20 protein-coding genes and 1 pseudogene are annotated in these 21,467 nt (G+C 42.9%); 13 read left to right on the top strand and 8 right to left on the bottom strand.

What is annotated here, in order from left to right; genetic code table 11:
* Positions 1 to 270: 270 nt before the first annotated feature.
* Both AACQ81_RS15680 and hpaR read right to left on the bottom strand, forming a co-directional pair.
* Positions 271 to 1,038 (bottom strand): SDR family oxidoreductase, encoded by a 768-nt coding sequence (locus AACQ81_RS15680; RefSeq protein ID WP_237387868.1) that lies wholly within the window; start codon positions 1,036 to 1,038, stop codon positions 271 to 273.
* Between the two features lie 640 nt (positions 1,039 to 1,678).
* Positions 1,679 to 2,125, bottom strand: coding sequence for a homoprotocatechuate degradation operon regulator HpaR (gene hpaR / locus AACQ81_RS15675; protein ID WP_237387867.1), 447 nt, complete (start codon positions 2,123 to 2,125; stop codon positions 1,679 to 1,681).
* Positions 2,126 to 2,509: 384 nt separating this feature from the next.
* Here hpaR and AACQ81_RS15670 point away from each other — a divergent pair, with 384 nt between their 5' ends.
* The 13 genes from AACQ81_RS15670 (at position 2,510) to dtpB (ending at position 16,959) form a co-directional block, all read left to right on the top strand.
* The gene (locus AACQ81_RS15670) at positions 2,510 to 3,142 is read left to right on the top strand and encodes a fumarylacetoacetate hydrolase family protein (RefSeq protein WP_237387866.1); all 633 of its coding nucleotides are present in this window, start codon (positions 2,510 to 2,512) and stop codon (positions 3,140 to 3,142) included.
* Positions 3,139 to 3,903 carry a fumarylacetoacetate hydrolase family protein gene (locus AACQ81_RS15665; RefSeq protein WP_237387865.1) on the top strand — a complete coding sequence of 255 codons (765 nt, stop codon included), beginning with the start codon at positions 3,139 to 3,141 and terminating at the stop codon, positions 3,901 to 3,903. Before AACQ81_RS15670 ends, AACQ81_RS15665 begins: the two co-directional genes overlap by 4 nt.
* The gene (hpaE, locus tag AACQ81_RS15660) at positions 3,900 to 5,366 is read left to right on the top strand and encodes a 5-carboxymethyl-2-hydroxymuconate semialdehyde dehydrogenase (protein WP_237387864.1); all 1,467 of its coding nucleotides are present in this window, start codon (positions 3,900 to 3,902) and stop codon (positions 5,364 to 5,366) included. The genes AACQ81_RS15665 and hpaE overlap by 4 nt, the downstream gene beginning before the upstream one ends.
* Before the next feature lie 66 nt (positions 5,367 to 5,432).
* On the top strand, positions 5,433 to 6,284 hold the full coding sequence (gene hpaD, locus AACQ81_RS15655) for a 3,4-dihydroxyphenylacetate 2,3-dioxygenase (protein ID WP_237387863.1): 852 nt from the start codon (positions 5,433 to 5,435) through the stop codon (positions 6,282 to 6,284).
* Between the two features lie 67 nt (positions 6,285 to 6,351).
* A complete protein-coding gene (locus AACQ81_RS15650) occupies positions 6,352 to 6,741 on the top strand; it encodes a 5-carboxymethyl-2-hydroxymuconate Delta-isomerase (protein ID WP_237387862.1) in 390 nt (129 codons plus the stop codon).
* A 98-nt stretch (positions 6,742 to 6,839) separates the two neighbouring features.
* Complete coding sequence (locus AACQ81_RS15645; RefSeq protein ID WP_237387861.1) at positions 6,840 to 8,312, top strand: NAD-dependent succinate-semialdehyde dehydrogenase; 1,473 nt, start codon at positions 6,840 to 6,842, stop codon at positions 8,310 to 8,312.
* 6 nt (positions 8,313 to 8,318) lie between these two features.
* Positions 8,319 to 9,122: a 2-oxo-hept-4-ene-1,7-dioate hydratase gene (gene hpaH / locus AACQ81_RS15640; protein WP_237387860.1), complete on the top strand. Its 804-nt coding sequence runs from the start codon at positions 8,319 to 8,321 to the stop codon at positions 9,120 to 9,122.
* 34 nt (positions 9,123 to 9,156) lie between these two features.
* A complete protein-coding gene (gene hpaI / locus AACQ81_RS15635; protein WP_237387859.1) occupies positions 9,157 to 9,963 on the top strand; it encodes a 4-hydroxy-2-oxoheptanedioate aldolase in 807 nt (268 codons plus the stop codon).
* 159 nt (positions 9,964 to 10,122) lie between these two features.
* Positions 10,123 to 11,502 (top strand): 4-hydroxyphenylacetate permease, encoded by a 1,380-nt coding sequence (gene hpaX / locus AACQ81_RS15630; protein ID WP_237387858.1) that lies wholly within the window; start codon positions 10,123 to 10,125, stop codon positions 11,500 to 11,502.
* A 51-nt stretch (positions 11,503 to 11,553) separates the two neighbouring features.
* The gene (gene hpaA / locus AACQ81_RS15625) at positions 11,554 to 12,450 is read left to right on the top strand and encodes a 4-hydroxyphenylacetate catabolism regulatory protein HpaA (RefSeq protein ID WP_237387857.1); all 897 of its coding nucleotides are present in this window, start codon (positions 11,554 to 11,556) and stop codon (positions 12,448 to 12,450) included.
* A gap of 404 nt (positions 12,451 to 12,854) precedes the next feature.
* Positions 12,855 to 14,417: a 4-hydroxyphenylacetate 3-monooxygenase, oxygenase component gene (hpaB, locus tag AACQ81_RS15620; protein ID WP_237387856.1), complete on the top strand. Its 1,563-nt coding sequence runs from the start codon at positions 12,855 to 12,857 to the stop codon at positions 14,415 to 14,417.
* Between the two features lie 21 nt (positions 14,418 to 14,438).
* Complete coding sequence (gene hpaC / locus AACQ81_RS15615) at positions 14,439 to 14,957, top strand: 4-hydroxyphenylacetate 3-monooxygenase, reductase component (protein WP_237387855.1); 519 nt, start codon at positions 14,439 to 14,441, stop codon at positions 14,955 to 14,957.
* 535 nt (positions 14,958 to 15,492) lie between these two features.
* The gene (gene dtpB / locus AACQ81_RS15610) at positions 15,493 to 16,959 is read left to right on the top strand and encodes a dipeptide/tripeptide permease DtpB (protein WP_237387854.1); all 1,467 of its coding nucleotides are present in this window, start codon (positions 15,493 to 15,495) and stop codon (positions 16,957 to 16,959) included.
* Positions 16,960 to 17,102: 143 nt separating this feature from the next.
* Here dtpB and AACQ81_RS15605 read toward each other — a convergent pair whose 3' ends face one another.
* The 6 genes and pseudogenes from AACQ81_RS15605 to AACQ81_RS15580 all read right to left on the bottom strand — a co-directional run.
* A complete protein-coding gene (locus AACQ81_RS15605; RefSeq protein WP_237387853.1) occupies positions 17,103 to 17,915 on the bottom strand; it encodes an inositol monophosphatase family protein in 813 nt (270 codons plus the stop codon).
* Positions 17,899 to 18,726, bottom strand: coding sequence for a hypothetical protein (locus AACQ81_RS15600; RefSeq protein WP_237387852.1), 828 nt, complete (start codon positions 18,724 to 18,726; stop codon positions 17,899 to 17,901). Before AACQ81_RS15600 ends, AACQ81_RS15605 begins: the two co-directional genes overlap by 17 nt.
* Positions 18,726 to 19,277: an NUDIX hydrolase gene (locus AACQ81_RS15595; RefSeq protein ID WP_237387851.1), complete on the bottom strand. Its 552-nt coding sequence runs from the start codon at positions 19,275 to 19,277 to the stop codon at positions 18,726 to 18,728. The genes AACQ81_RS15600 and AACQ81_RS15595 overlap by 1 nt, the downstream gene beginning before the upstream one ends.
* Before the next feature lie 24 nt (positions 19,278 to 19,301).
* The gene (locus tag AACQ81_RS15590; RefSeq protein WP_237387850.1) at positions 19,302 to 20,519 is read right to left on the bottom strand and encodes an aminotransferase class III-fold pyridoxal phosphate-dependent enzyme; all 1,218 of its coding nucleotides are present in this window, start codon (positions 20,517 to 20,519) and stop codon (positions 19,302 to 19,304) included.
* A 17-nt stretch (positions 20,520 to 20,536) separates the two neighbouring features.
* Positions 20,537 to 21,367: a TauD/TfdA family dioxygenase gene (locus tag AACQ81_RS15585; protein WP_237387849.1), complete on the bottom strand. Its 831-nt coding sequence runs from the start codon at positions 21,365 to 21,367 to the stop codon at positions 20,537 to 20,539.
* Positions 21,368 to 21,370: 3 nt separating this feature from the next.
* Positions 21,371 to 21,467: pseudogene (locus tag AACQ81_RS15580) on the bottom strand (IS5/IS1182 family transposase); the annotation flags it as partial.

Genomic DNA, 21,467 nt, shown 5'->3' with positions numbered 1-21,467 from the left:
AATCTGATATCTTTCTGTTTCGGTCAGTTGTGTATAGGCCATAGTGCATTTTCCTTTGGCGAGAAAGATGCCTACTATAGCAACTGACCGCCTTTCTTAGAAATTGCACTTATGATGCGAATCCAAGATATATTACAGCATACCAATCATATTCAATTCCGTAATGGAATGAACCGCTCCAATTATCAGAAAAAGCAAATGGATAATTGTCAACAATATTGATAGATTTGAGCAGTTTTATAATAGTATTAGTGCAAAAATACCATTTACTTACTCAAAATCCTGAAAAGTCGGCCCTTGGAAATAAACCGCTTTAATATGGCAACTGCGGGGTTGGGTAACAACAAATCGCAGGGTTTCCCACACAGAACGGCCGTTCAGCATTTGCTCCCCCATTTTTTTGTGATCATCCAACTCCTCATCAAAGCCATTAAGTTGAAAATCAGGCGGATAAAGCCCGGTCACGCGAATATTTTCTTTGCTTAAGTGATGAGCTAAATTCTGACTAAAACCGCTCATGGCATGTTTAGCGGCGAAGAATGCCGGATGAGCGGCGGATTCAGTAAATTGAGGAATGCCACAAACCGACACCATGGCGACAATATCGGCACCTTGTGATTGACGCAAGCTCGGTAATAACGCTTTAGTCAGCAGAATAGAGCCTGTTATACCCGAATTTACCGTACTGACGATATCGGCATCACTGTCATCTTCACCCAAATGCCCTTCCAGCCATTGGGCGGCACTTAAAATCAGGATATCAATGGGCTGCGTGTCTTGCAGTAACTGATCGGCAAAATGATTAACTGATTGAGCATTACTCATATCACATTGATAGCCTCGCGCTACGCCATCTTCATTGCGAATAATCTCACATGTCGCTTCAGCACTGGTTAATTGACGGGCACAGAGATCAACATGTGCACCTTCACGAGCCAACCAAACAGAAACTGCTTGTCCAAAATCGCGGCCTCCACCTGTTACCACGACTCGTTTACCTTTTAACTTACTCGATCCGTTAACTTCATTGAACATCATGCTGGCTTTCCTTATTTCAGTTATAAAGCTGATTTATAAAGCTGGATGAAGAACAATCATCCCTTTGGGAAAGCCAATAATACTTAAAAACACCTACTTATTTTTGTCTTTTTTGGTCAAATCGGTGATGGCCATGTAAGCGCTATATTAATACCTAAATTCTGGATTTTATACTGAAATGACTATCAATTACAGTATCTATCTTGTTGATCAAAGAGTTCATTATGTGTGTCCATTTCCCAAATGATTTACGCCACCAATGGCTTCAATATTAAAATAAATATTTAAAAAATGACTTTAACATAGTGTTATAGCTCCATTTCTATTTTCTGAGTTATGGAAAAAGAGACCTAATTTATTTTTATTATTGAGATAAATTCAGATCATAATATGCAATTAAGTATCCCCCTTAAACACAAAATCTCTCAGGATATCTATTTATAACCAATTTTAAATACTTTAATTTTTCTACTAATAATACTTTATTTATTTAGATTATTTTAAACCCCCCAATTCTTATGCCGGAATAGAAAAACCGCCGAAATATACTGCATAATTACCATATGCAATTCATTACGGCGGTCTTTATACTACTATCGATTAATTGGCTGGTTAATACATTAATAAAATCCTGAATTGACTACTCGTCTTCTTCACTTATATGTTCTTGAGAATGGTTTCCAATAGCAATAAATTCATCCAGTAATTCCAAGAATTGAGCCATTCTTTCTGGAGAAAAAGCTGCCTCAATCGTCTGATAACCCTCTTCAATCTCTCCTTTTGCCTGTTCGTAAAGCTCCTGGCCTCCCGGAGTCAAAGAAACATACAGCTTACGCTGGTCGTTCATCGGTTTCAGGCGGAAAATAAGACCATCACGTTCCATGCGCGTCAAAATACCCGTCAGGCTTGGGCGCAAAATACAAGTAAGACAAGCCAAATCATGAAAATCAATCGAACGGCTATTCGCAAGTACGCGAATAATACGCCATTGCTGCTCAGTTAAATTATAACTCTTCAAAATAGGGCGAAAAAAACCCATTGCGGTTTCCCGCGCTTGAAGTAATGCAATAGTCAGGGATTCATGCATAAGTAAGGGTAACTCTTTAGTTAATTGTTAGTCATTCTCTATAAGTTTAACGCGCACGCTATTTATTATAGATAACATAAATATTAAAAAGACTAACACGCACATATTTATCCACAAAGGGAAAAGACTTCAATGTTAACAAATAAATAAAATTATCTCGTTAAAAAAAGTTAACATAAAGTTAAAATCAATATCAAATGACCCTGATTAAAATATAACAGGCTGATCTTTATGTGTTAAAAACAAGTGTAAATAGGGTGCTGTTACATAGATCACAATTAAAATTAACAATCAGATTAACATATTGAAGATTCCCGATATATAGTTTATTAATATATTAACAAACTTTCTGATAAGCATTGTCCAGATTTAAAGGAGTTGTCAATGATAGGTACTGTTTTTGCCGTCGCCCTCAATCATCGTAGCCAGATAGATTTCTGGCAGGGGGAGTTTCACGAAGCACCTTATAAAGCACCACCAGAAACTCCAATTTGGTTTATCAAACCCCGCAATACAGTGATCGGATCTGGTGATGTGATCCCTCATCCCATCGGGGAAACCGTACAAAGCGGCGCAACTCTGGCTTTGTTCATTGGGCAGACGTCACGCAACATTTCTGTACAGAATGCCAATCAGCACATTGCAGGTTATGCATTGGCAAATGAAATCAGCTTACCAGAAACCTCATTTTACCGTCCGGCCATTAAAGCAAAGTGTCGTGATGGTTTTTGTCCAATAGGTCAAATGATTAAATCAAGCACAGTGAAACCACTCGATATCGTGACAGAAATCAATGGCCAGGAAGTTGATCGCTGGTCAACCCAAGATCTTGTCCATTCAGCACCGGAGTTACTGGCAGCATTGAGCGAATTCGCCACATTAAAAGCCGGAGATATTATTCTGCTGGGTACTCCCCACCAGCGCGTAACCCTCCAGCCTGCCGACAAAATTATAGTCAAGGCCGAAGGCTTCCCTAGCTTAGAAAATACTGTCGCATTGGCTGGAGGCCTGGTATGAAACACGCGAACATTCGTTATCAGGGCCAAGATCTGAGTGTCTCCGTTGATGAGTATGAAAATATTCTTTTGCCTGATGGAAATACAGTAAGCGGGAATGATGTTTTGTGGCTTCCTCCGGCTAACGGGACTCTGTTTGCATTGGGGCTAAATTATGCCGACCACGCAACAGAGCTGGAGTTTAAACCGCCGGAGGAACCTCTGGTATTTATCAAAGCTGCCAACAGTTTAACCGGGCACCGTCAGGTTTCCGTCCGTCCCGATAATGTGGAGTATATGCATTACGAAGCGGAATTGGTTGCTGTCATTGGCAAACCTGCCCACAAAGTCGCCAAAGAAAATGCCATGGACTATGTTGCAGGCTATACCGTTTGCAATGATTACGCCATCCGCGATTATCTGGAGAATTACTATCGTCCCAATCTGCGTGTAAAAAGTCGCGATACACTGACACCTATTGGTCCGTGGATCGTGGATAAAAACCACATCGCCGATCCCCATAATCTGATCTTGAAAACCTGGGTGAATGGTGAATTACGTCAACAGGGCACAACCGCTGATTTGATCTTCGATATTCCTTTCCTGATCGCCTATCTCAGTGATTTTATGACATTGCAGCCAGGAGACATGATCGCCACTGGTACTCCAAAAGGATTGTCCGATGTTGTTCCGGGTGATGAAGTTATCGTAGAAGTCGAAGGCGTGGGACGTCTGGTGAATCACATTGTCAGCCAGCAAGAATATGAGGAAAGTTTATCATGAGTACGATTAATCATTGGATCAACGGTAAAAGCATAGGCAGTAAAACCTATTTCGAAACTACGAATCCCGCAACAGGTGAAGTACTGGCTGAAGTTGCTTCAGGAGGACAGGAAGAGATCGATCAGGCTGTTGCTGCCGCCAAAGACGCCTTTCCAAAGTGGGCAAATACACCAATGAATGAGCGCGCCCGCCTGATGCGCCGTTTGGGTGAATTAATTGACCAGAATGTTCCCGATATTTCTGCGATGGAAACCAAAGATACGGGTCTGCCCATCCACCAGACACAGAATGTGTTGATCCCACGGGCTTCGCAGAATTTCAATTTCTTCGCTGAAATTTGCCAGCAGATGAACGGGCGCACCTATCCTGTTGATGACAAGATGCTCAATTATACGCTGATCCAGCCTGTCGGGGTTTGTGCGCTTATCTCGCCGTGGAATGTGCCTTTCATGACAGCAACGTGGAAAGTCGCGCCTTGTCTGGCTCTGGGAAATACTGCTGTTTTGAAAATGTCTGAATTTTCCCCGCTCACGGCCAATCGGCTGGGAGAGCTTGCACTTGAAGCAGGTATTCCGGCAGGCGTGCTGAATGTGGTACAGGGTTATGGCAATACTGCCGGCGATGCGCTGGTGAAACACCATGATGTGCGCGCTATTTCTTTTACTGGCGGAACAGCAACCGGCCGGCTGATTATGCAGAATGCCGGGCTGAAAAAATATTCAATGGAACTGGGAGGGAAGTCTCCTGTTCTTATCTTTGAAGATGCAGATATTGAACGTGCACTGGATGCCGCTCTGTTCACTATTTTCTCCCTCAATGGCGAGCGTTGTACGGCGGGTTCCCGTATTTTCATTCAGGAAAGCATCTATCCCGAATTCGTCAAACGCTTCGCTGAACGGGCCAATCGCCTGCGTGTCGGTGATCCCCAGGATCCGAATACTCAGGTTGGCAGCCTGATCAGCCAGCAACACTGGGAAAAAGTCTCCGGCTATATTCGCTTAGGAGTCGAAGAAGGTGCAACTCTGCTGGCAGGTGGCCCTGATAAACCCAGTGATCTCCCCGATCATCTGAAAAATGGCAATTTCCTGCGTCCGACCGTTCTGGCTGATGTCGATAACCGGATGCGTATCGCACAGGAAGAAATTTTTGGCCCTGTTGCCTGCTTGCTGCCGTTCAAAAGCGAAGAGGATGGGTTGCGCATGGCCAATGACGTGGAGTACGGTCTGGCATCTTATATCTGGACACAAGATGTCAGCAAAGTGCTGCGTCTCGCTCGTAGCATTGAAGCGGGCATGGTGTTCGTCAATTCTCAGAATGTCCGCGACCTGCGTCAGCCATTCGGCGGCATAAAAGCCTCCGGTGTAGGGCGTGAAGGCGGGGAATACAGTTTCGACGTATTTGCAGAAGTGAAGAATGTCTGTATTTCAATGGGAGAACATTCAATTCCTCGTTGGGGCGTTTGAGCGGCAAATAAATCATAAATTTCAGCGTTGACCACGGATTACCATCCTGATATCGAGTGAGGATTTATGGGAAAGTTAGCGTTAGCAGCAAAAATTACCCACGTGCCTTCGATGTACCTGTCCGAATTACCGGGCAAGCATCACGGTTGCCGGCAAGGAGCCATTGACGGGCACAAAGAAATCAGCCGCCGTTGCCGTGAAATAGGGGTTGATACAATTATCGTACTTGACACTCACTGGCTGGTTAACAGTGCTTATCACATTAACTGTTCTGACCATTTTTCCGGTATCTATACCAGTAATGAACTGCCACATTTCATCCGTGATATGACCTACGAATATGACGGAAATCCTGAGCTGGGCCGGATGATTGCGGAAGAAGCGCGCCAGATGGGTGTCAGAGCACAGTCACACGAGATCCCGAGCCTGACACTGGAATATGGCACTCTGGTGCCGATGCGTTATATGAACAGCGACCGCCACTTCAAAGTGATTTCAATTTCTGCCTTTTGTACTGTCCATGCGTTTGAAGACAGCCGCAAGTTGGGGCAAGCCATTTTACGTGCAATTGAAAAATACGATGGCACAGTTGCTGTGCTGGCAAGCGGCTCAATGTCACACAGCTTCATTGAGGATCAACGGGCTGAAGAAGGCATGAACAGTTATACCCGAGAATTTGATGAGCAGATGGATCGCCGCGTCGTGCAGCTTTGGAAAGAAGGTAAGTTCAAAGAATTCTGTAAGATGCTGCCGGAATATGCGCAATATTGCCGCGGTGAAGGCAATATGCACGATACGGTGATGCTGCTTGGTCTGCTCGGCTGGGACAATTATGACGGCAAAGTGGAATTCTTGACGGAACTGTTTGCCAGTTCAGGAACAGGGCAAGTTAATGCAGTTTTTCCATTGCCGAACTAAACAGCCAAGAAAATTTGCTGTTAATACACTTTCTATTTATTAACCACATATCTGGCAGGAGCAAACCGTGCCACATTTTTACGCTGAATGTACCGAAAATATCCGTGAAGCTGCCAATTTGCCGGAATTGTTTGCCAAGGTGAACCAAATATTGGCAGATACGGGAATTTTCCCGCTGGGTGGCATTCGTAGCCGTGCTATTTGGTTAGATACGTGGCAAATGGCGGATGGTAAGCAAGATTACGCATTTGTTCACATGACTCTGAAAATTGGTGCTGGGCGCAGCCTTGAAGAGCGGCAAAAAGTCGGGGAGGGGCTGTTTGCCTTAATCAAAACCCATTTTGCCGATCTGGCGGCACAACGTTATTTGGGTCTCTCTTTCACGATGGAAGAACTCGATCCTGTGCTGAATTATAAATCCAATAACGTTCATAACCTGTTTAAAGTAAAAGAATAACGGCAATATCCCCGTCGTGCTGCAACTCGAAATCCATTGAGTATAGATGGCATAATTAAGCACACTAAGTTCACCTTTTGTTAAGTAAAGAGGAAATTATGACAGGTCACCTGGATACATCATTGCTGCGCCAACAGGCTTATATCAACGGTCAGTGGATTGATGCGGACAATAAAGCGACATTTAAAGTCACCAATCCTGCCAATGGGGAAGTGATTGTCAATGTCAGTGATATGGGCGCTACAGAGACACAATCTGCCATTGAAGCTGCCAAGAAAGCACTCCCTGCATGGCAGGCACTGACTGCAAAGCAGCGCAGCCAAAAACTCAAGCAATGGTTCCATCTGATAATGGAAAGCCAAACTGACTTGGCTGAAATACTGAGCATGGAGCAAGGTAAATCCCATGCCGAAGCAATGGGTGAAATTGCTTACGGTGCCAGTTTTATCGAATGGTTTGCTGAAGAAGGTAAGCGCGTTTACGGTGAAACAATCCCTTCTCCGATGCCGGGGCGTCGTCTTGCCACTATCAAACAGCCGATTGGCGTTGTTGCTGCGATTACACCGTGGAACTTTCCCAATGCGATGATCACCCGTAAAGTTGGCCCGGCACTGGCTGCTGGCTGCACTGTGGTACTGAAACCTGCGGCTGAAACGCCTCTCTCTGCCCTTGCACTGGCAGTTTTGTCAGAGCGGGCGGGTATTCCGGCAGGGGTTTTGAATATCGTGACAGGAATGGATGCCAAAGCCATTGGCGAAGTCCTGACCTCAAGCCCTATCGTGCGCAAACTCTCATTTACGGGTTCCACCCGTGTCGGAAAATTACTGATGGCACAAAGCGCCGACACGGTGAAAAAACTCTCTCTCGAATTGGGAGGCAATGCGCCATTTATCGTCTTTGATGATGCAGACCTTGATGCCGCTGTAGAGGGGGCATTAGCAGCAAAATTCCGTAACAGCGGGCAAACCTGCGTCTGTGCTAACCGTATTTTGGTACAAGAAGGCATTTACGATGCTTTTGCAGAACGTCTGGCACATGCAGTAAAACAACTTAATGTCGGGCCGGCTACTGACAGAACATCACAACAAGGTCCACTGATTAATCAGGCGGCAGTAGAAAAAGTACAGGCGCATATCAGCGATGCCGTTTCCAGTGGCGCACGCATTCTGGCTGGAGGTAAATCCCACGTTTTGGGTGGACTGTTCTTTGAACCAACGGTACTGGCAGATGTTACTGAATCCATGCAGGTCGCTCACGAAGAAACTTTCGGCCCATTGGCTCCCCTGTTTAAATTCCGGGGCGAAGATGAAGCTATCCGCATGGCCAACGATACAGAATTTGGTTTGGCTGCTTATTTTTATTCCCGCGATATTGGGCGGATTTACCGCGTGGCGGAAGCACTTGAGAGTGGCATGGTGGGTATCAATGAGGGTCTGATTTCTAACGAAATTGCACCATTTGGTGGTGTCAAGCAATCAGGATTGGGCCGTGAAGGTTCACGTTACGGTATCGAAGATTATCTGGAAGTGAAATACCTCTGCTTTGGAGGATTAGAAGCCAAAGGAGCTTAATACTCTATGTTACAGCAAGAAGTCGTATCACAGATTGCACGCCGTTTACATCAGGCAGAAAAAGATCGTGAGCAGATCCGTCAAATCTCACTGGACTATCCAGAAATGACGATTGAGGACGCTTACGCCATTCAGCGCGAATGGGTAGATTTGAAAATCATGGAAGGCCGGACTCTCAAAGGACATAAAATTGGTCTGACTTCCAAGGCCATGCAAGCCAGTTCACAAATTGATGAACCGGATTACGGTGCCTTGCTGAACGATATGTTTTTTCAAGACGGCAGTGACATTCCCTGCGAACGTTTTATTGTGCCACGCATTGAGGTTGAACTGGCATTTGTGCTGGCCAAACCGTTGAACGGCCCAAACTGTACGTTATTTGATGTTTATAACGCGACAGATTACGTTATTCCGGCACTGGAGCTGATTGATGCCCGCTGTCACAACATCGATCCTGTAACTCAGCGCCCGCGTAAGGTGTTCGATACGATTTCTGACAATGCCGCCAATGGCGGTGTCATCATGGGAGGGCGTCCGATCAGGCCGGATGAGCTGGATTTGCGTTGGGTCAGTGCCCTGCTCTATCGCAATGGTGTGATTGAAGAATCCGGCGTGGCAGCGGCAGTTCTCAATCACCCCGCCAATGGTGTGGCATGGCTTGCTAATAAACTGGCTCCACATGGTGTGCAACTGGAAGCGGGCCAGATCATTCTTTCTGGCTCCTTTACCCGGCCTATTCCAGCCCGTAAAGGCGATACCTTTCATGTGGATTATGGTGTGTTAGGCTCAATTGGCTGTCATTTTGTTTAACGTTTCCTGTTTTAAGATCTCCAGAGGTGAAATCATGGATCAGCTAACAAATAGGTTTAAACAAGCCCTAAAAACAGGGCATCCACAAATTGGATTGTGGCTTGGCTTATGCAGTGGATATAGCGCAGAAATTCTGGCAGGAACGGGATTCGATTGGTTGCTGATTGATGGTGAACATGCCCCCAATAATATTTCTACCATTCTTTCGCAATTACAGAGTATTGCCCCTTATTCCAGCCAGCCTGTTGTTCGTCCACCGTGGAATGATCCGGTGATCATCAAGCAATTATTGGATATCGGTGCTCAGACGCTATTGATTCCGATGATCCAGAATGCCGAGCAAGCGCGCCAAGCGGTTCAGGCTACTCGCTATCCACCTGCGGGTATCCGTGGTGTCGGCAGTGCGCTGGCACGGGCTTCGCGCTGGAACCGTATTCCTGACTATCTTTCCCGTGCGGATGACGAAATATGTGTGCTGGTGCAGATAGAAACTCGTGATGCTCTGAGAAATATACCGGAAATAGCAGCTGTCGAAGGTATCGACGGTATATTTATCGGCCCGGCAGATCTCAGCGCAGATATGGGACACATCAACAACCCGCAACATCCTGAAGTCAAAGCCGCGATTGAACAAGCCATTATGCAAATCAAAGCCTCAGGTAAGGCAGCTGGTATTTTGATGACTCATGTCGATGCCGCTAAACATTATCTTGATCTCGGTGCTCTTTTCGTCGCCGTAGGCGTTGATACAACTTTACTGGCAGGCGCAGCCAACGCTCTGGCGGAACGTTTTAACAAAAATCAGGAAAAACAAAATATACCATCATCTAACGTTTACTAAACCTCCGGCCCTAACAAAGCTGTAATTTGAAAGATGATGGAGCTTGAAAGATGATAGAAATAGGCAGATGTTGATCACAGCATCTGCCATTGCAATTGAAGTTCCTGATAACAATTGGCTAAGAACAATTGACTAAGAACAATAAGAAAGGAAACGGCAATGAGCATTTCACCCCGCGCCACGCCAAAAGCAGATAGCTCTCTCCATCAACAGAAAAAGCTCACTACCCAACAACAAAACGTTATTAATAAATTATTTCGGCGTCTGATCCTTTTTCTCTTTGTTCTGTTCGTGTTCTCTTTTCTGGATCGCATCAATATTGGCTTTGCTGGTTTGACGATGGGAAAAGATCTGGGTCTGACATCCACAATGTTTGGGCTGGCAGCTACACTGTTTTACGCCACTTATGTCATTTTCGGCATTCCCAGTAATGTGATGTTGGGTATTATTGGTGCCCGCCGCTGGATTGCCACTATTATGGTGTTATGGGGAATTGCCTCTACCGCCACAATGTTTGCCACTGGCCCGACGAGCCTGTATATCCTGCGTATGCTGGTAGGCATTGCAGAAGCGGGTTTTTTACCGGGTATTTTAGTCTATCTGACTTATTGGTTTCCCGCCTATTATCGCGCCCGAGCCAATGCGCTGTTTATGATAGCCATGCCTGTAACAATGGCATTTGGATCACTGATTTCCGGCTATATTCTGGAAATGGACGGCATCTGGAATCTGCGGGGCTGGCAGTGGTTATTTTTGCTGGAAGGTTTTCCTTCTGTTTTGCTTGGTGTTGTTGTCTGGTTTTATCTGGATGATTCACCGGAAAAAGCCAAATGGCTCACCCGTGAAGATAAACAATGCCTTCAAGAGATGATAGAGAACGATAAGCTTTCGCCGGAAAAATCCAATGAACATCCCCCGCCAGATCCCCAAAAAGAAAACATAAGCTTATGGCGTGAGATTTTTACTCCGATTGTCCTGATGTATACCTTCGCTTACTTCTGCCTGACCAATACCCTGAGCGCCATTAATATCTGGACGCCGCAAATCATGCAGAGTTTCAATCAAAGCAGCAGCCATGTAGTCATCGGCGTTCTGACAGCGATTCCACAATTTTGCACAATCTTGGGCATGATTTACTGGAGCCGCCGTTCAGACCGCCTGCAAGAACGCAAAATGCACACCGCCCTGCCCTTCCTGTTCGCTGCGGCTGGCTGGCTTTTAACGTCATTGACAGAGAACAGCATGGTGCAATTGTTGGGGATTGTCATGGCCTCAACCGGCTCGTTCACCGCCATGGCAGTGTTCTGGACAACGCCGGATCAATCAATCAGCTTACGTGCCAGAGCCATTGGGATCGCAGTGATCAACGCGACCGGTAATGTGGGATCAGCGGTCAGCCCGCTACTGATTGGCTGGCTGAAAGATCAAACCGGCAGTTTCAACGCCGGGCTGTATTTTGTCGCAGGATTACTGCTTCTCGGTGCCCTCATTGTTTTCATGATCCCAATGAAACCTTCAAGCTCACGAATCACCACATGAATAACGCATAAAATATTTTAATAAGCCGCAAAATAGGGGAGAGAAAAAGCAATGTCTGCATCTAACTTGACCAAACCCATCATTAGCAATATTGATATCAGCAAGGATTATGATGAAACGCAGGGATCAGATGATGTTCACTATCAAACTTTTGGTCGCATGGCTGCATTTTTTGGTCGGGATATGCAGGCGCATCGTCATGATAGTTTTTTCCAACTGCATTATCTGGTGACAGGACGGATTGAACTGCAATTGGAGGAACAACGTTATTCTGTACAAGCTCCACTGTTTATCCTGACTCCGCCTTCTGTCCCCCATGCCTTTTTTACTCAGGAAGATACTGACGGTTATGTACTGACCGTCCGTCAGGAATTGATCACCCCGTTGCTTAGTTCGCTTTATCCCACTCATCGGGAGGTGGTGGATATTCCAGCTATCTGTCTTTCTGTCGCAGATAAATACGATGAATTGGAAACATTCAACCATTATTGGGCACTGATAGGACGTGAATCTGCCAATCAATTTGCTGGGCGAGAACAATCGTTGGCATTTCTGGCTCAGTCTCTGTTTACTTTTTTATTGCGCAGCATTCCCCTTGAAGACCACCACTCTGGCGGCGTCAGAGGGGAATTGAAGCTATTCCAGCGTTTTAACCAATTGGTTGATCAACACTTTCACCAGCACCTTGCTGTACCAGATTATGCGGAAAAATTAAGAATTACAGAATCACGCCTGAAAGATATGTGCCGACGGTTTGCCAATCGCCCACCCAAGAGGTTAATCTTTGATCGACAATTGCGGGAGGCAAAACGGCTATTGCTGTTTAGCGATAGTCCGGTGTTTGAAATAGCCTATCAACTCGGATTCAAAGACCCTGCTTACTTTGCCCGATTTTTTAATCGATTGGTGGGATGTTCACCGAGTGCCTGGAGGGAAAAAAATTGTTAAAGCCTATTAAGTACAAAACAATGACGCGAATACTCATTTTCAAGGAGCTTTAGTTTTAAAATATCTTTATGAGTAATTGACAGGAACCCCCACTCATTTACTTCGTTCATTACGGTGTTGCATTTAATATGTGAATCCAAGCATTACCATTATAAAAACGATTAAGCTGATACATTAATTATAACGTTACAGATTCTTTATCTTCAAAACACCAAGACGATCACATTTATACCATAATCTATCGATTCCCAACGAAAAGTACCCACAAATCCTCCTAAAGTCTCTTCAATAAAAGACCTTTAACCGCTTCAATCAACCAAGACAAATTAAACATAAAATTAACATTTATTCCCCATATAAACAACAAGGTCAAATAAGGGGATTATGCCAATAATGAGGTAGCCATGAGACTTGAAGATTTTCGTGCCGATCATAAACGTCCGTTTACTAGTGAAGAATATCTGAATTCCCTTCAGGATAGTCGTGAAGTTTATATTTACGGGGAACGTGTTAAGGATGTAACAACACATCCGGCTTTCCGTAATGCGGCTGCCTCTATTGGACAGTTATATGATGCCCTGCACTCCCCCGAAACCCATGATACTCTGTGTTGGAATACCGATACCGGAACTGGAGGCTATACACACAAATTTTTCCGTTTTGCCACCAGCTCTGATGATATCCGTCAACAGCGCGACGCCATAGCGGAATGGTCACGTCTGAATTACGGCTGGATGGGACGCTCACCCGATTATAAAGCCGCATTTTGCTGTTCATTAGGTGCTTCCCCTGAATATTATGGGCCATTCGCTGATAACGCCCGTCTCTGGTATAAACGCATTCAGGAAAGTTGCATCTATTTTAACCATGCGATTGTTAACCCGCCGATTGATCGCCATAAAGCCGCGGATCAGGTCAAAGATGTTTTTATCCAGATAGAAAAAGAAACGGATGCCGGAATTATCGTCAGTGGTGCTAAAGTTGTCGCAACCAATTCTGCACTGACCCACTATAATTTTATCGGTTTTGGTGCTGCGCAGGTTATCGGGGATAACCCTGATTTTGCCCTGATGTTTGTTGCACCAATGGATGCCGATGGTGTGAAATTAATCTCTCGTGCCTCTTATGAATTAGTGGCTGGCGCAACAGGTACGCCGTTTGATTATCCTCTCTCCAGCCGGTTTGATGAAAATGACGCGATTTTAGTCATGGATAAGGTATTAATTCCGTGGGAAAACATGTTAATTTATCGCGATTTTGATCGTGCCCGTAATTGGGCGGTACAAAGTGGATTTGCCCAGCTGTTTCCCATGCAAGCCTGTGTGCGTCTTGCTGTGAAGCTGGATTTCATCACTGCACTCCTGCAAAAGAGCCTTGAATGCACAGGTGTGGTGGATTTTCGTGGTGTTCAGGCCGATTTGGGTGAGGTCGTCGCATGGCGCAATCTGTTCTGGTCACTGACGGATGCTATGTGGGCAGAAGCGAAACCATGGGAAAATGGTGCTTATCTGCCAGATACCCAGGCAATTCAAACTTATCGCGTAATGGCACCAATGGCCTATACCAAAATCAAGAATATTATTGAAAGCAATATCACCAGTGGTTTGATTTATTTACCATCCAGCGTACGTGATATAAATAATCCTGAGATCAATAAGTATCTTCAAAAATATGTTCGTGGCTCGAATGGAATTGATCATGTAGAACGAATTAAAATTTTGAAATTAATGTGGGATGCCATTGGCAGTGAATTCGGCGGTCGTCATGAATTATACGAAATCAATTATGCTGGTAGCCAGGATGAAATTCGCCTGCAATGTCTGCGTCATGCCTATGGTTCCGGCAACATGAATAAAATGATGGAATTGGTAGATCGCTGCCTCTCTGATTATGATTTGAATGGTTGGACCAAACCCCATTTACACAATAATTGTGATATTAACCTGCTAGATAAGCTACTGAAATAAATCGGTAGCAGGAGGCCTATTATGTCTATAGAAAATGAACATCGTCTGCGTTTCAGGGATGCGATGGCAAGCCTTTCCGCTGCGGTGAATATCATCACCACTGATGGTCCCGCCGGACGCCGGGGAATAACTGCGACAGCGGTATGCTCTGTAACTGATACACCTCCAACTCTGATGGTATGTATTAATCGCAATAGCGCCATGAATCCTGCACTTCTGGAAAATGGGCATATGTGTGTCAATATCCTGAATCATGAACAGGAGTTGATAGCGCGTCACTTCGCAGGCATGACCAAAATTAGTATGGAAGAACGCTTTAATTGGGACATTTGGCAAACCGGTATGCTAGGGCAACCCCTGCTAAAAGAAACACTCGCCAATTTGGAAGGAAGTATTGAGAAAATACAGGAAGTCGGAACTCACTATGTATATCTAATCGAGATAAAGCAAATTATTGTGCGTCAAGAAGGTCATGGATTACTCTACTTTAAACGTGATTTTCATCCTGTGATGGATAAAAGTATGGAGGCAGTTGTTTAAGTTAAACAACACCATATTTGAAACAGCATTGCACTCAACATAATCTCTCTCAAAACTCATTCCTGTAGTTTCTTAATATGAAGGTTCTTTCTCCAAGAGCCTTCATAAAAAACCACGGCTTCAATTTCAAAATTAGAAAAATAGCCAATATATAATAAAAATTTAATATATATATTAGTAATTCATATCTGTACTATCATACTTTCATCTGTCATTTTTTCGATAATTAATAAACAACAAAGGTCAAATCACACTCAAATTGATTCATTTACGAACACACAAACTCCATATTAATAATTTTTGATAGTAATTTAGTGAATATTCTGCCAGATCTGGTATTACTCTTTTACGTTAGTGTGATCTACCTTTGAGAAGATATCATATCAGTATATTAACCTCCCCCTCTTCACGATCACCCTGAATAAATAAACGAAATCACAACCCATGCGATACATTACGTTACAAATATGTTAACAGCAGTATAATAATCTGGATGTATTGCCAATTGGAATGGTAGCTAACAGAGGCATTCATTATGAGTAAAACCACCCCGGTCGGTTTATGGGATCAACCGAAGCCCTTTTTCATGATCTTTTTTGTGGAACTATGGGAACGATTTGGTTACTACGGCGTTCAAGGAATTCTTGCCGTATACTTCGTCCAACAACTTGGATTTTCCGAAGCACAAGCGTTTATTACCTTTGGTGCATTTACTGCACTGGTTTACGGACTGATTTCTCTTGGTGGTTATGTTGGCGATCACATACTCGGGACTAAACGAACCATCGTTTTGGGCGCGATTATCATGGCAATCGGCTATTTTATGATTGGCCTGTCTATCATGAAGCCACAACTGATCTTTTATGCATTGGGTACGGTTGCCGTCGGTAACGGTCTTTTCAAGGCCAATCCTGCCAGCCTGCTGGCTAAATGTTACCAACCACAAGATCCTCGTCTGGATGGCGCATTTACACTGTTTTATATGTCGATCAATATCGGTTCCCTGGTATCCCTTTCCCTCGCCCCTGTGATTGCTGAAAAATATGGCTATACCGTCACTTACAATATCTGCGGTATCGGCCTGATTATCGCTCTGCTGGTGTATTTCGCCTGCCGCCGTATAGTCCATAACGTCGGCTCGAAGCCAGATCATCAGCCGCTCAAACCACTCAACCTGCTGGTCGTTCTGGTGGGTAGTGTAGCCACGATTGGCGTTTGCGCATGGCTATTGCACAACATCGAAATTGCCAATCTTGCCTTGTTTGCCATTACGACTATTGTAATAATTATTTTCTTCTGGCAAGCGTTCAAGCAGAATAAAGTAAGCCGCAATAAAATGTTTGTGGCTTTTATTCTGATGCTTCAGGCGGTTGTATTCTTCATCCTGTATAACCAAATGCCCACTTCTCTTAATTTCTTCGCTATCAATAACGTTCATCACCAGATCCTTGGTTTTAATATCAATCCCATCAGTTTCCAGGCATTAAATCCATTTTGGATCATCATCATCAGTCCAATACTGGCCGTGGTATACACCAAGCTAGGTACCAAAGGCAAAGATTTTTCGATGCCAACAAAATTTACCTTCGGTATGTTCCTATGTTCTCTGGGCTTTCTGACAGCCGCCGCTTCGGGTTTGTTTGCTGATGCCCAAGGCATTACTTCCCCGTGGTTTATCGTGCTGGTGTATCTGTTCCAGAGCGTGGGAGAATTGATGATTAGCGCCTTAGGTCTGGCAATGGTGGCGGCATTTGTTCCCAGTTATCTGACTGGCTTTATTCTGGGGATGTGGTTCCTGTCACAAGCGGTGGCATCAATGTTAGCAAGTCATGTGGCGGCATTGACTGCTACACCAATCGGCGTAACTGATCCCCTGCAAACCCTGCCAATTTATATGGGTGTGTTTGGTAAAATCGGGGTCGCCACACTGATTATCGCCGTGATTATGGCCTTTATGGTGCCATGGCTGAACCGTATTATGAAAGAGGAAATGAAGGCATAATTGACCTAATTCTGCTTGCCTGAACACATTCTCCGCTCGTTGATAATAAAAATAATGGGCGGGAATCATTTCTTTTCAGGTAGTTGAGCTGCCTCGTTTGAATAGAAAATATCCATAAAATGAACATTCATCCTGTTTGGCTCTCAACTTTTTAATTTTTCAATTACAGAATGCGCCAATTCCAGAGAATTTGCTGATAATAAGCAATTGCTTTGAATCAAATTGTCTGTGTTACCGTATAGATCCATAACTGTCATTCCTGCTTCTTTGAGACACACTATCAAAGCTGCGCTATCCCATGGTTTCATAATCGTATCAATCGCTAAATCAACCTTACCTCGGGCAACACTTAAATGCTGAATACAGTCGCCCGAAAACTTGAATGATTTAGCAATTTTTATTATCTCAATTAACTCCCAAGGGGTGGCACCATTCTCCAGCCACGTTGACGTTCCATGTATGCCAGATGAGGTAATAGTAGCTGCACTTATAGATTTAGATGACTCTGAATTGAGTAACTTTACATCATTATAGCTATCTGTGTAAAAGCATCCTTCTCCTTTGGCTGCATACATCAGTTGGTTTAAACCAGGAATTGCAACTGTTCCTAATATCGGTTCATTATTTTCAATTAGAGCAATTAAAGAGCCGTATACAGGGATATCTAGTTTAAACCATGAGGTTCCATCTATCGGATCTATTAACCAAAAACGATCAACATCGTCAAAACCTTCTGGATTCAATTCTTCTCCATAAACAGGAATGTCTGGAGTAAGCTGCATCAAAGAGTCTCGAATATACTCCTCCGCTAATATGTCAATATTACTAATAACGCTATGATCCAATTTTTCACTGAACTGTGCCTCTGATTTGTTTTTTTCAATCAAATTAGATGCTGATGTTGCTACATTTTTAACTAATGATAATAGTTTTGCTAAGTTAAGTTCTCTTTTCATGTTCCACCGTTGACCAGTTCAAAAATATGTTTAAACAAAGCACGAAAATCAGTGATGCATAGATGAACATTCTTCCATTCGAAAGCGATTGATTAAATAAAATTATTGCTAAAATGCTGCCAGTTATCGGAGATACGAACTGGTACAAAGAAATGTATCTAAATTCAACTAACTTACTACCTGTAATAAACAGCACAAGTGGTAGACATGTCAAAACGCCCAGAATAGGGAGTAATAGCACTTGAGTTGAACTAACCTTTAGATTTTCCTCGAATAAAAGGAATAAAAATGCCAACGGCATCATTAAGAATGTTTCATTCTTCAAAGCTGATAGCGGTTCAAACCTCTTTTTTCGATGCCAAAGAGCATATAACGTAAAAGCTGATGCGATCATCAAACCTGAGATAGGTAGTACCTCATTCATCATTGCATCAATAGCTATGATAGATACAGCTACGATCGCACAGGCTCTTGCAAAGAAAGTCATTTTACTCTTGTTGGTAATGCTATCTACAATTAAAAACAAAACTGGCATTATCAAATAGGCATAACTTGCCTCTAAAATAAAACCATTCTGTACCGTAATAGCGTAAATTCCCCAGTTTGCAGAAAGGAACAGAGCTGATGGAATATATGACAATAGCTTCTTCTTAGTGATTATCTCTCTTTTTGTAAAAATAAATAGAATCGTCCATGTTGTAATTATCTGCATAGATAGCATAAATAGAGGAGAGACATTAGTAAAAAAATAGAAGTATAAAGGCAGTCCACCCCATATTAGATTTGCTGCCAATAATTTTAAATGTGGCATTAAGCAGCGCTCTTAAACAATAAATTCGTTTTACTCACCATTCGTAAAATTGCGGCATCATCAGTGATGCCGCCTACCTCAGATACAGGCACCCATGAAAGCTGCAATGATTCAGGAGAGCAAACAATTTCAGCATCTTTAGGTGCAACGAAACACATAGAAATATCATAATGAGGGTGCTCTGGCATTAAATAGTTTTCGGGAATTGGGTGCATATCAACATCGATTATGAAAGCATCTGCTTTAGACAAACCAACAATACCACTTTCCTCAGTAGCCTCACGCACACATGCGTCTAAAAAAGTTCTGTCAGTAGGCTCAATATGTCCACCTAGTTGGAACCACTTTCCTAATTTCGCATGCTTAGTCAATAAAACTTTGCTCTTGTCATGCGATAGAATCCAAGCTGATGCTGTAAAATGACCGGCGACATTTTTACTATCAAATGGCTGACTGACTTCAAGCAGAGCCATCATTTCATTAATGTACAATAATTCAATTAAATATTCAGTGGAATAGTTGGCTAATAGTTTTTTTATCTCTTGCTTCATTTTGTTCTCCATATTATTTTCATATTAAATTGTACTTTTCCACTGTATGACGGAATCGAAAATTAATTGCCCAAACTTATCTTTATTCACACTCTGATGCGCCAAGCTAATAAATGAATTATGACCAAGCATGATTAAAATCCCATTATCTACCAATTGCATTTTAAGGGAATTTCGCACACTGAAATCATTAACAATTTCATCCGAAAAAATAATATCAAAAAGAGTGCTATTAAATAATGACTTTGCTTCTAGAAGATGGTTAACACCAGCTTGCAAAAATGCATTATTTATTGTATTTACAAGATTATATCCGGTTGAAGAAATTATGCTATATCCATCTTCCTTAGACATAATATCAGCAACAGTAATAACTGCTGTTGCTGAAAGTGTTTCTTTTGTATGAGTTCCGCCAATGCGTGACTCTTTATAAATATCAATGGATTCTGGCTTTCCCATCAATATAGAAATTGGCAAACCATTACCAATGGCTTTACCCATCACAATATAATCACTGTCAATATTATAGTTAGATAAAAAACCACCTACATTAGTTCTACCAGCAGTTTTTGTTTCGTCCAACAAAATTTTGATACCATAGGCTTTACAAAGTGAGATCGCTTTTTCTAGTACTTTAATTTCGCAGAATGCTAATTGGTATACATCAATTGCAAAGATAGCAATCTCGTTACCATGAGCTTTAAGTGTATCCTCAAGTGAATCCATTGAAAAATCGATCCAGTTCAACACTTTTTCTTCACCTTCAACACCGCGCATACCGTTTAGGTATCTCAGTTCATTTCTCTTTTCACTGCCAATTCGCTCATGCCAGCTAGGAGATTTATATAACTGAGAGTCATGCCATCCAAGAAAACCACAACGAAGAATCTTAGTTCTCTTAGTGTCAAGCATTGCACAGCGAAATGCTCCCGTGACAGCTTCTGAACTTGTTTTAAAAATTGATACTACCTTATGAGCTGGGTATATAGTTTCGAAAACTTCAGCCAATTGTGAATGAATAGCACCAAATCCAGGAAATGAAAGTCCTTTATTAAGTGCAGCCATTAGTACTTCATTGAATGTTCTATTAGCATGACCCAAAATTACTGGGCCAATACCTAAGATAAAATCTATGTACTCTTTTGAATTTTGATCATAAATTTTATGGCCAACACCTGATGTAAAGAGAATAGGATTACCATTTAGGTCAAAATAGCGATCACTTCCAACTAATGGAGACATTTATTTTTCCTTTATTATTAAACAATTGCAACATGGCCCATTTGTGGATTTCTATTTAGCTTGCGCCATGCGTCTTGACTAAACCCATACATACGTAGAAGCCAACGGTCAGTCCCGTCATACTTTGCCTCGTGCGTAAGAGATTCTCTTCCATGAAGAGTAATCCTATTGTTAACGATAAATATGTCACCAGGCTCTAAAACAACCTTATCTGTAAATTTAGGATTATTAAGGTGTTTCTCTAGCTCTGATAACGCATTAGATGCTCTATCTGTTAATCCCACCAATTTAGAAGAACTATATCTCATACACAGCTTACTATTGATCTCAGATATAACGCTGATATTCTCTAAATCGAAGTTGTAGTCAAAACTAGATTGGCTTTTTGCTGAGTATTCAGGCTTACAAAGTTGTTGGATTATTGAGTACGGTAAGTGATCTAGAATATCAGATAAATACCAAATCGTTGTACCTGCTCCGTTAGGGTTTCTGAGACAACACAATCCAAAAATCTCAGGTGAAATAAGATTATTACCTATATTTTGAGGGAGCATTTCTGCCCATTGGCCATTAACAACCTCAGTGTGTGGACTTAGCTGCTTCGTTGAGCGCAATTGTGAGGCTTCCGAATTTTTAGCAGGCATTACCATGTGAGCCAACCTACCCGACATCTCCCCCTCATAGCTGGCAACTTTATGACCAGTGATCGATATCGCAGCGAGCAAAGAAGATGCTGGTGTCCTCCACAAAATTGTATCTGGCGGGCAATCATTTGTCGGGGTTGGTGGTATATTTTTTGTTGAAAAACAATTTTTAAAAACTAGAGCGTGTTGACCTTTGTTGTACATGTTTCAATCGACCCACATAGGGAGCCACATGATTGAAAATGCCAAAGCAACGAGACTTTCATAATTTCTTGCTAATTTGTCATACCGAGTAGCTACTGCT

The organism is Xenorhabdus sp. Sc-CR9 (assembly GCF_963897815.1).
In the GTDB taxonomy this organism is placed as follows: domain Bacteria; phylum Pseudomonadota; class Gammaproteobacteria; order Enterobacterales; family Enterobacteriaceae; genus Xenorhabdus.
This window is presented reverse-complemented; position numbering and strand designations above follow the sequence as displayed.

Coding starts and splice junctions, on each gene's coding strand:
- AACQ81_RS15645 (WP_237387861.1), top strand. CDS start 6,840: ATGACAGGTCACCTGGATACATCATTGCTGCGCCAACAGGCTTATATC.
- hpaR (WP_237387867.1), bottom strand. CDS start 2,125: ATGCATGAATCCCTGACTATTGCATTACTTCAAGCGCGGGAAACCGCA.
- AACQ81_RS15585 (WP_237387849.1), bottom strand. CDS start 21,367: ATGTACAACAAAGGTCAACACGCTCTAGTTTTTAAAAATTGTTTTTCA.
- AACQ81_RS15680 (WP_237387868.1), bottom strand. CDS start 1,038: ATGATGTTCAATGAAGTTAACGGATCGAGTAAGTTAAAAGGTAAACGA.
- AACQ81_RS15605 (WP_237387853.1), bottom strand. CDS start 17,915: ATGAAAAGAGAACTTAACTTAGCAAAACTATTATCATTAGTTAAAAAT.
- AACQ81_RS15590 (WP_237387850.1), bottom strand. CDS start 20,519: ATGTCTCCATTAGTTGGAAGTGATCGCTATTTTGACCTAAATGGTAAT.
- AACQ81_RS15600 (WP_237387852.1), bottom strand. CDS start 18,726: ATGCCACATTTAAAATTATTGGCAGCAAATCTAATATGGGGTGGACTG.
- AACQ81_RS15665 (WP_237387865.1), top strand. CDS start 3,139: ATGAAACACGCGAACATTCGTTATCAGGGCCAAGATCTGAGTGTCTCC.
- hpaB (WP_237387856.1), top strand. CDS start 12,855: ATGAGACTTGAAGATTTTCGTGCCGATCATAAACGTCCGTTTACTAGT.
- hpaE (WP_237387864.1), top strand. CDS start 3,900: ATGAGTACGATTAATCATTGGATCAACGGTAAAAGCATAGGCAGTAAA.
- AACQ81_RS15670 (WP_237387866.1), top strand. CDS start 2,510: ATGATAGGTACTGTTTTTGCCGTCGCCCTCAATCATCGTAGCCAGATA.
- dtpB (WP_237387854.1), top strand. CDS start 15,493: ATGAGTAAAACCACCCCGGTCGGTTTATGGGATCAACCGAAGCCCTTT.
- hpaX (WP_237387858.1), top strand. CDS start 10,123: ATGAGCATTTCACCCCGCGCCACGCCAAAAGCAGATAGCTCTCTCCAT.
- hpaD (WP_237387863.1), top strand. CDS start 5,433: ATGGGAAAGTTAGCGTTAGCAGCAAAAATTACCCACGTGCCTTCGATG.
- AACQ81_RS15595 (WP_237387851.1), bottom strand. CDS start 19,277: ATGAAGCAAGAGATAAAAAAACTATTAGCCAACTATTCCACTGAATAT.
- hpaI (WP_237387859.1), top strand. CDS start 9,157: ATGGATCAGCTAACAAATAGGTTTAAACAAGCCCTAAAAACAGGGCAT.
- hpaC (WP_237387855.1), top strand. CDS start 14,439: ATGTCTATAGAAAATGAACATCGTCTGCGTTTCAGGGATGCGATGGCA.
- hpaA (WP_237387857.1), top strand. CDS start 11,554: ATGTCTGCATCTAACTTGACCAAACCCATCATTAGCAATATTGATATC.
- hpaH (WP_237387860.1), top strand. CDS start 8,319: ATGTTACAGCAAGAAGTCGTATCACAGATTGCACGCCGTTTACATCAG.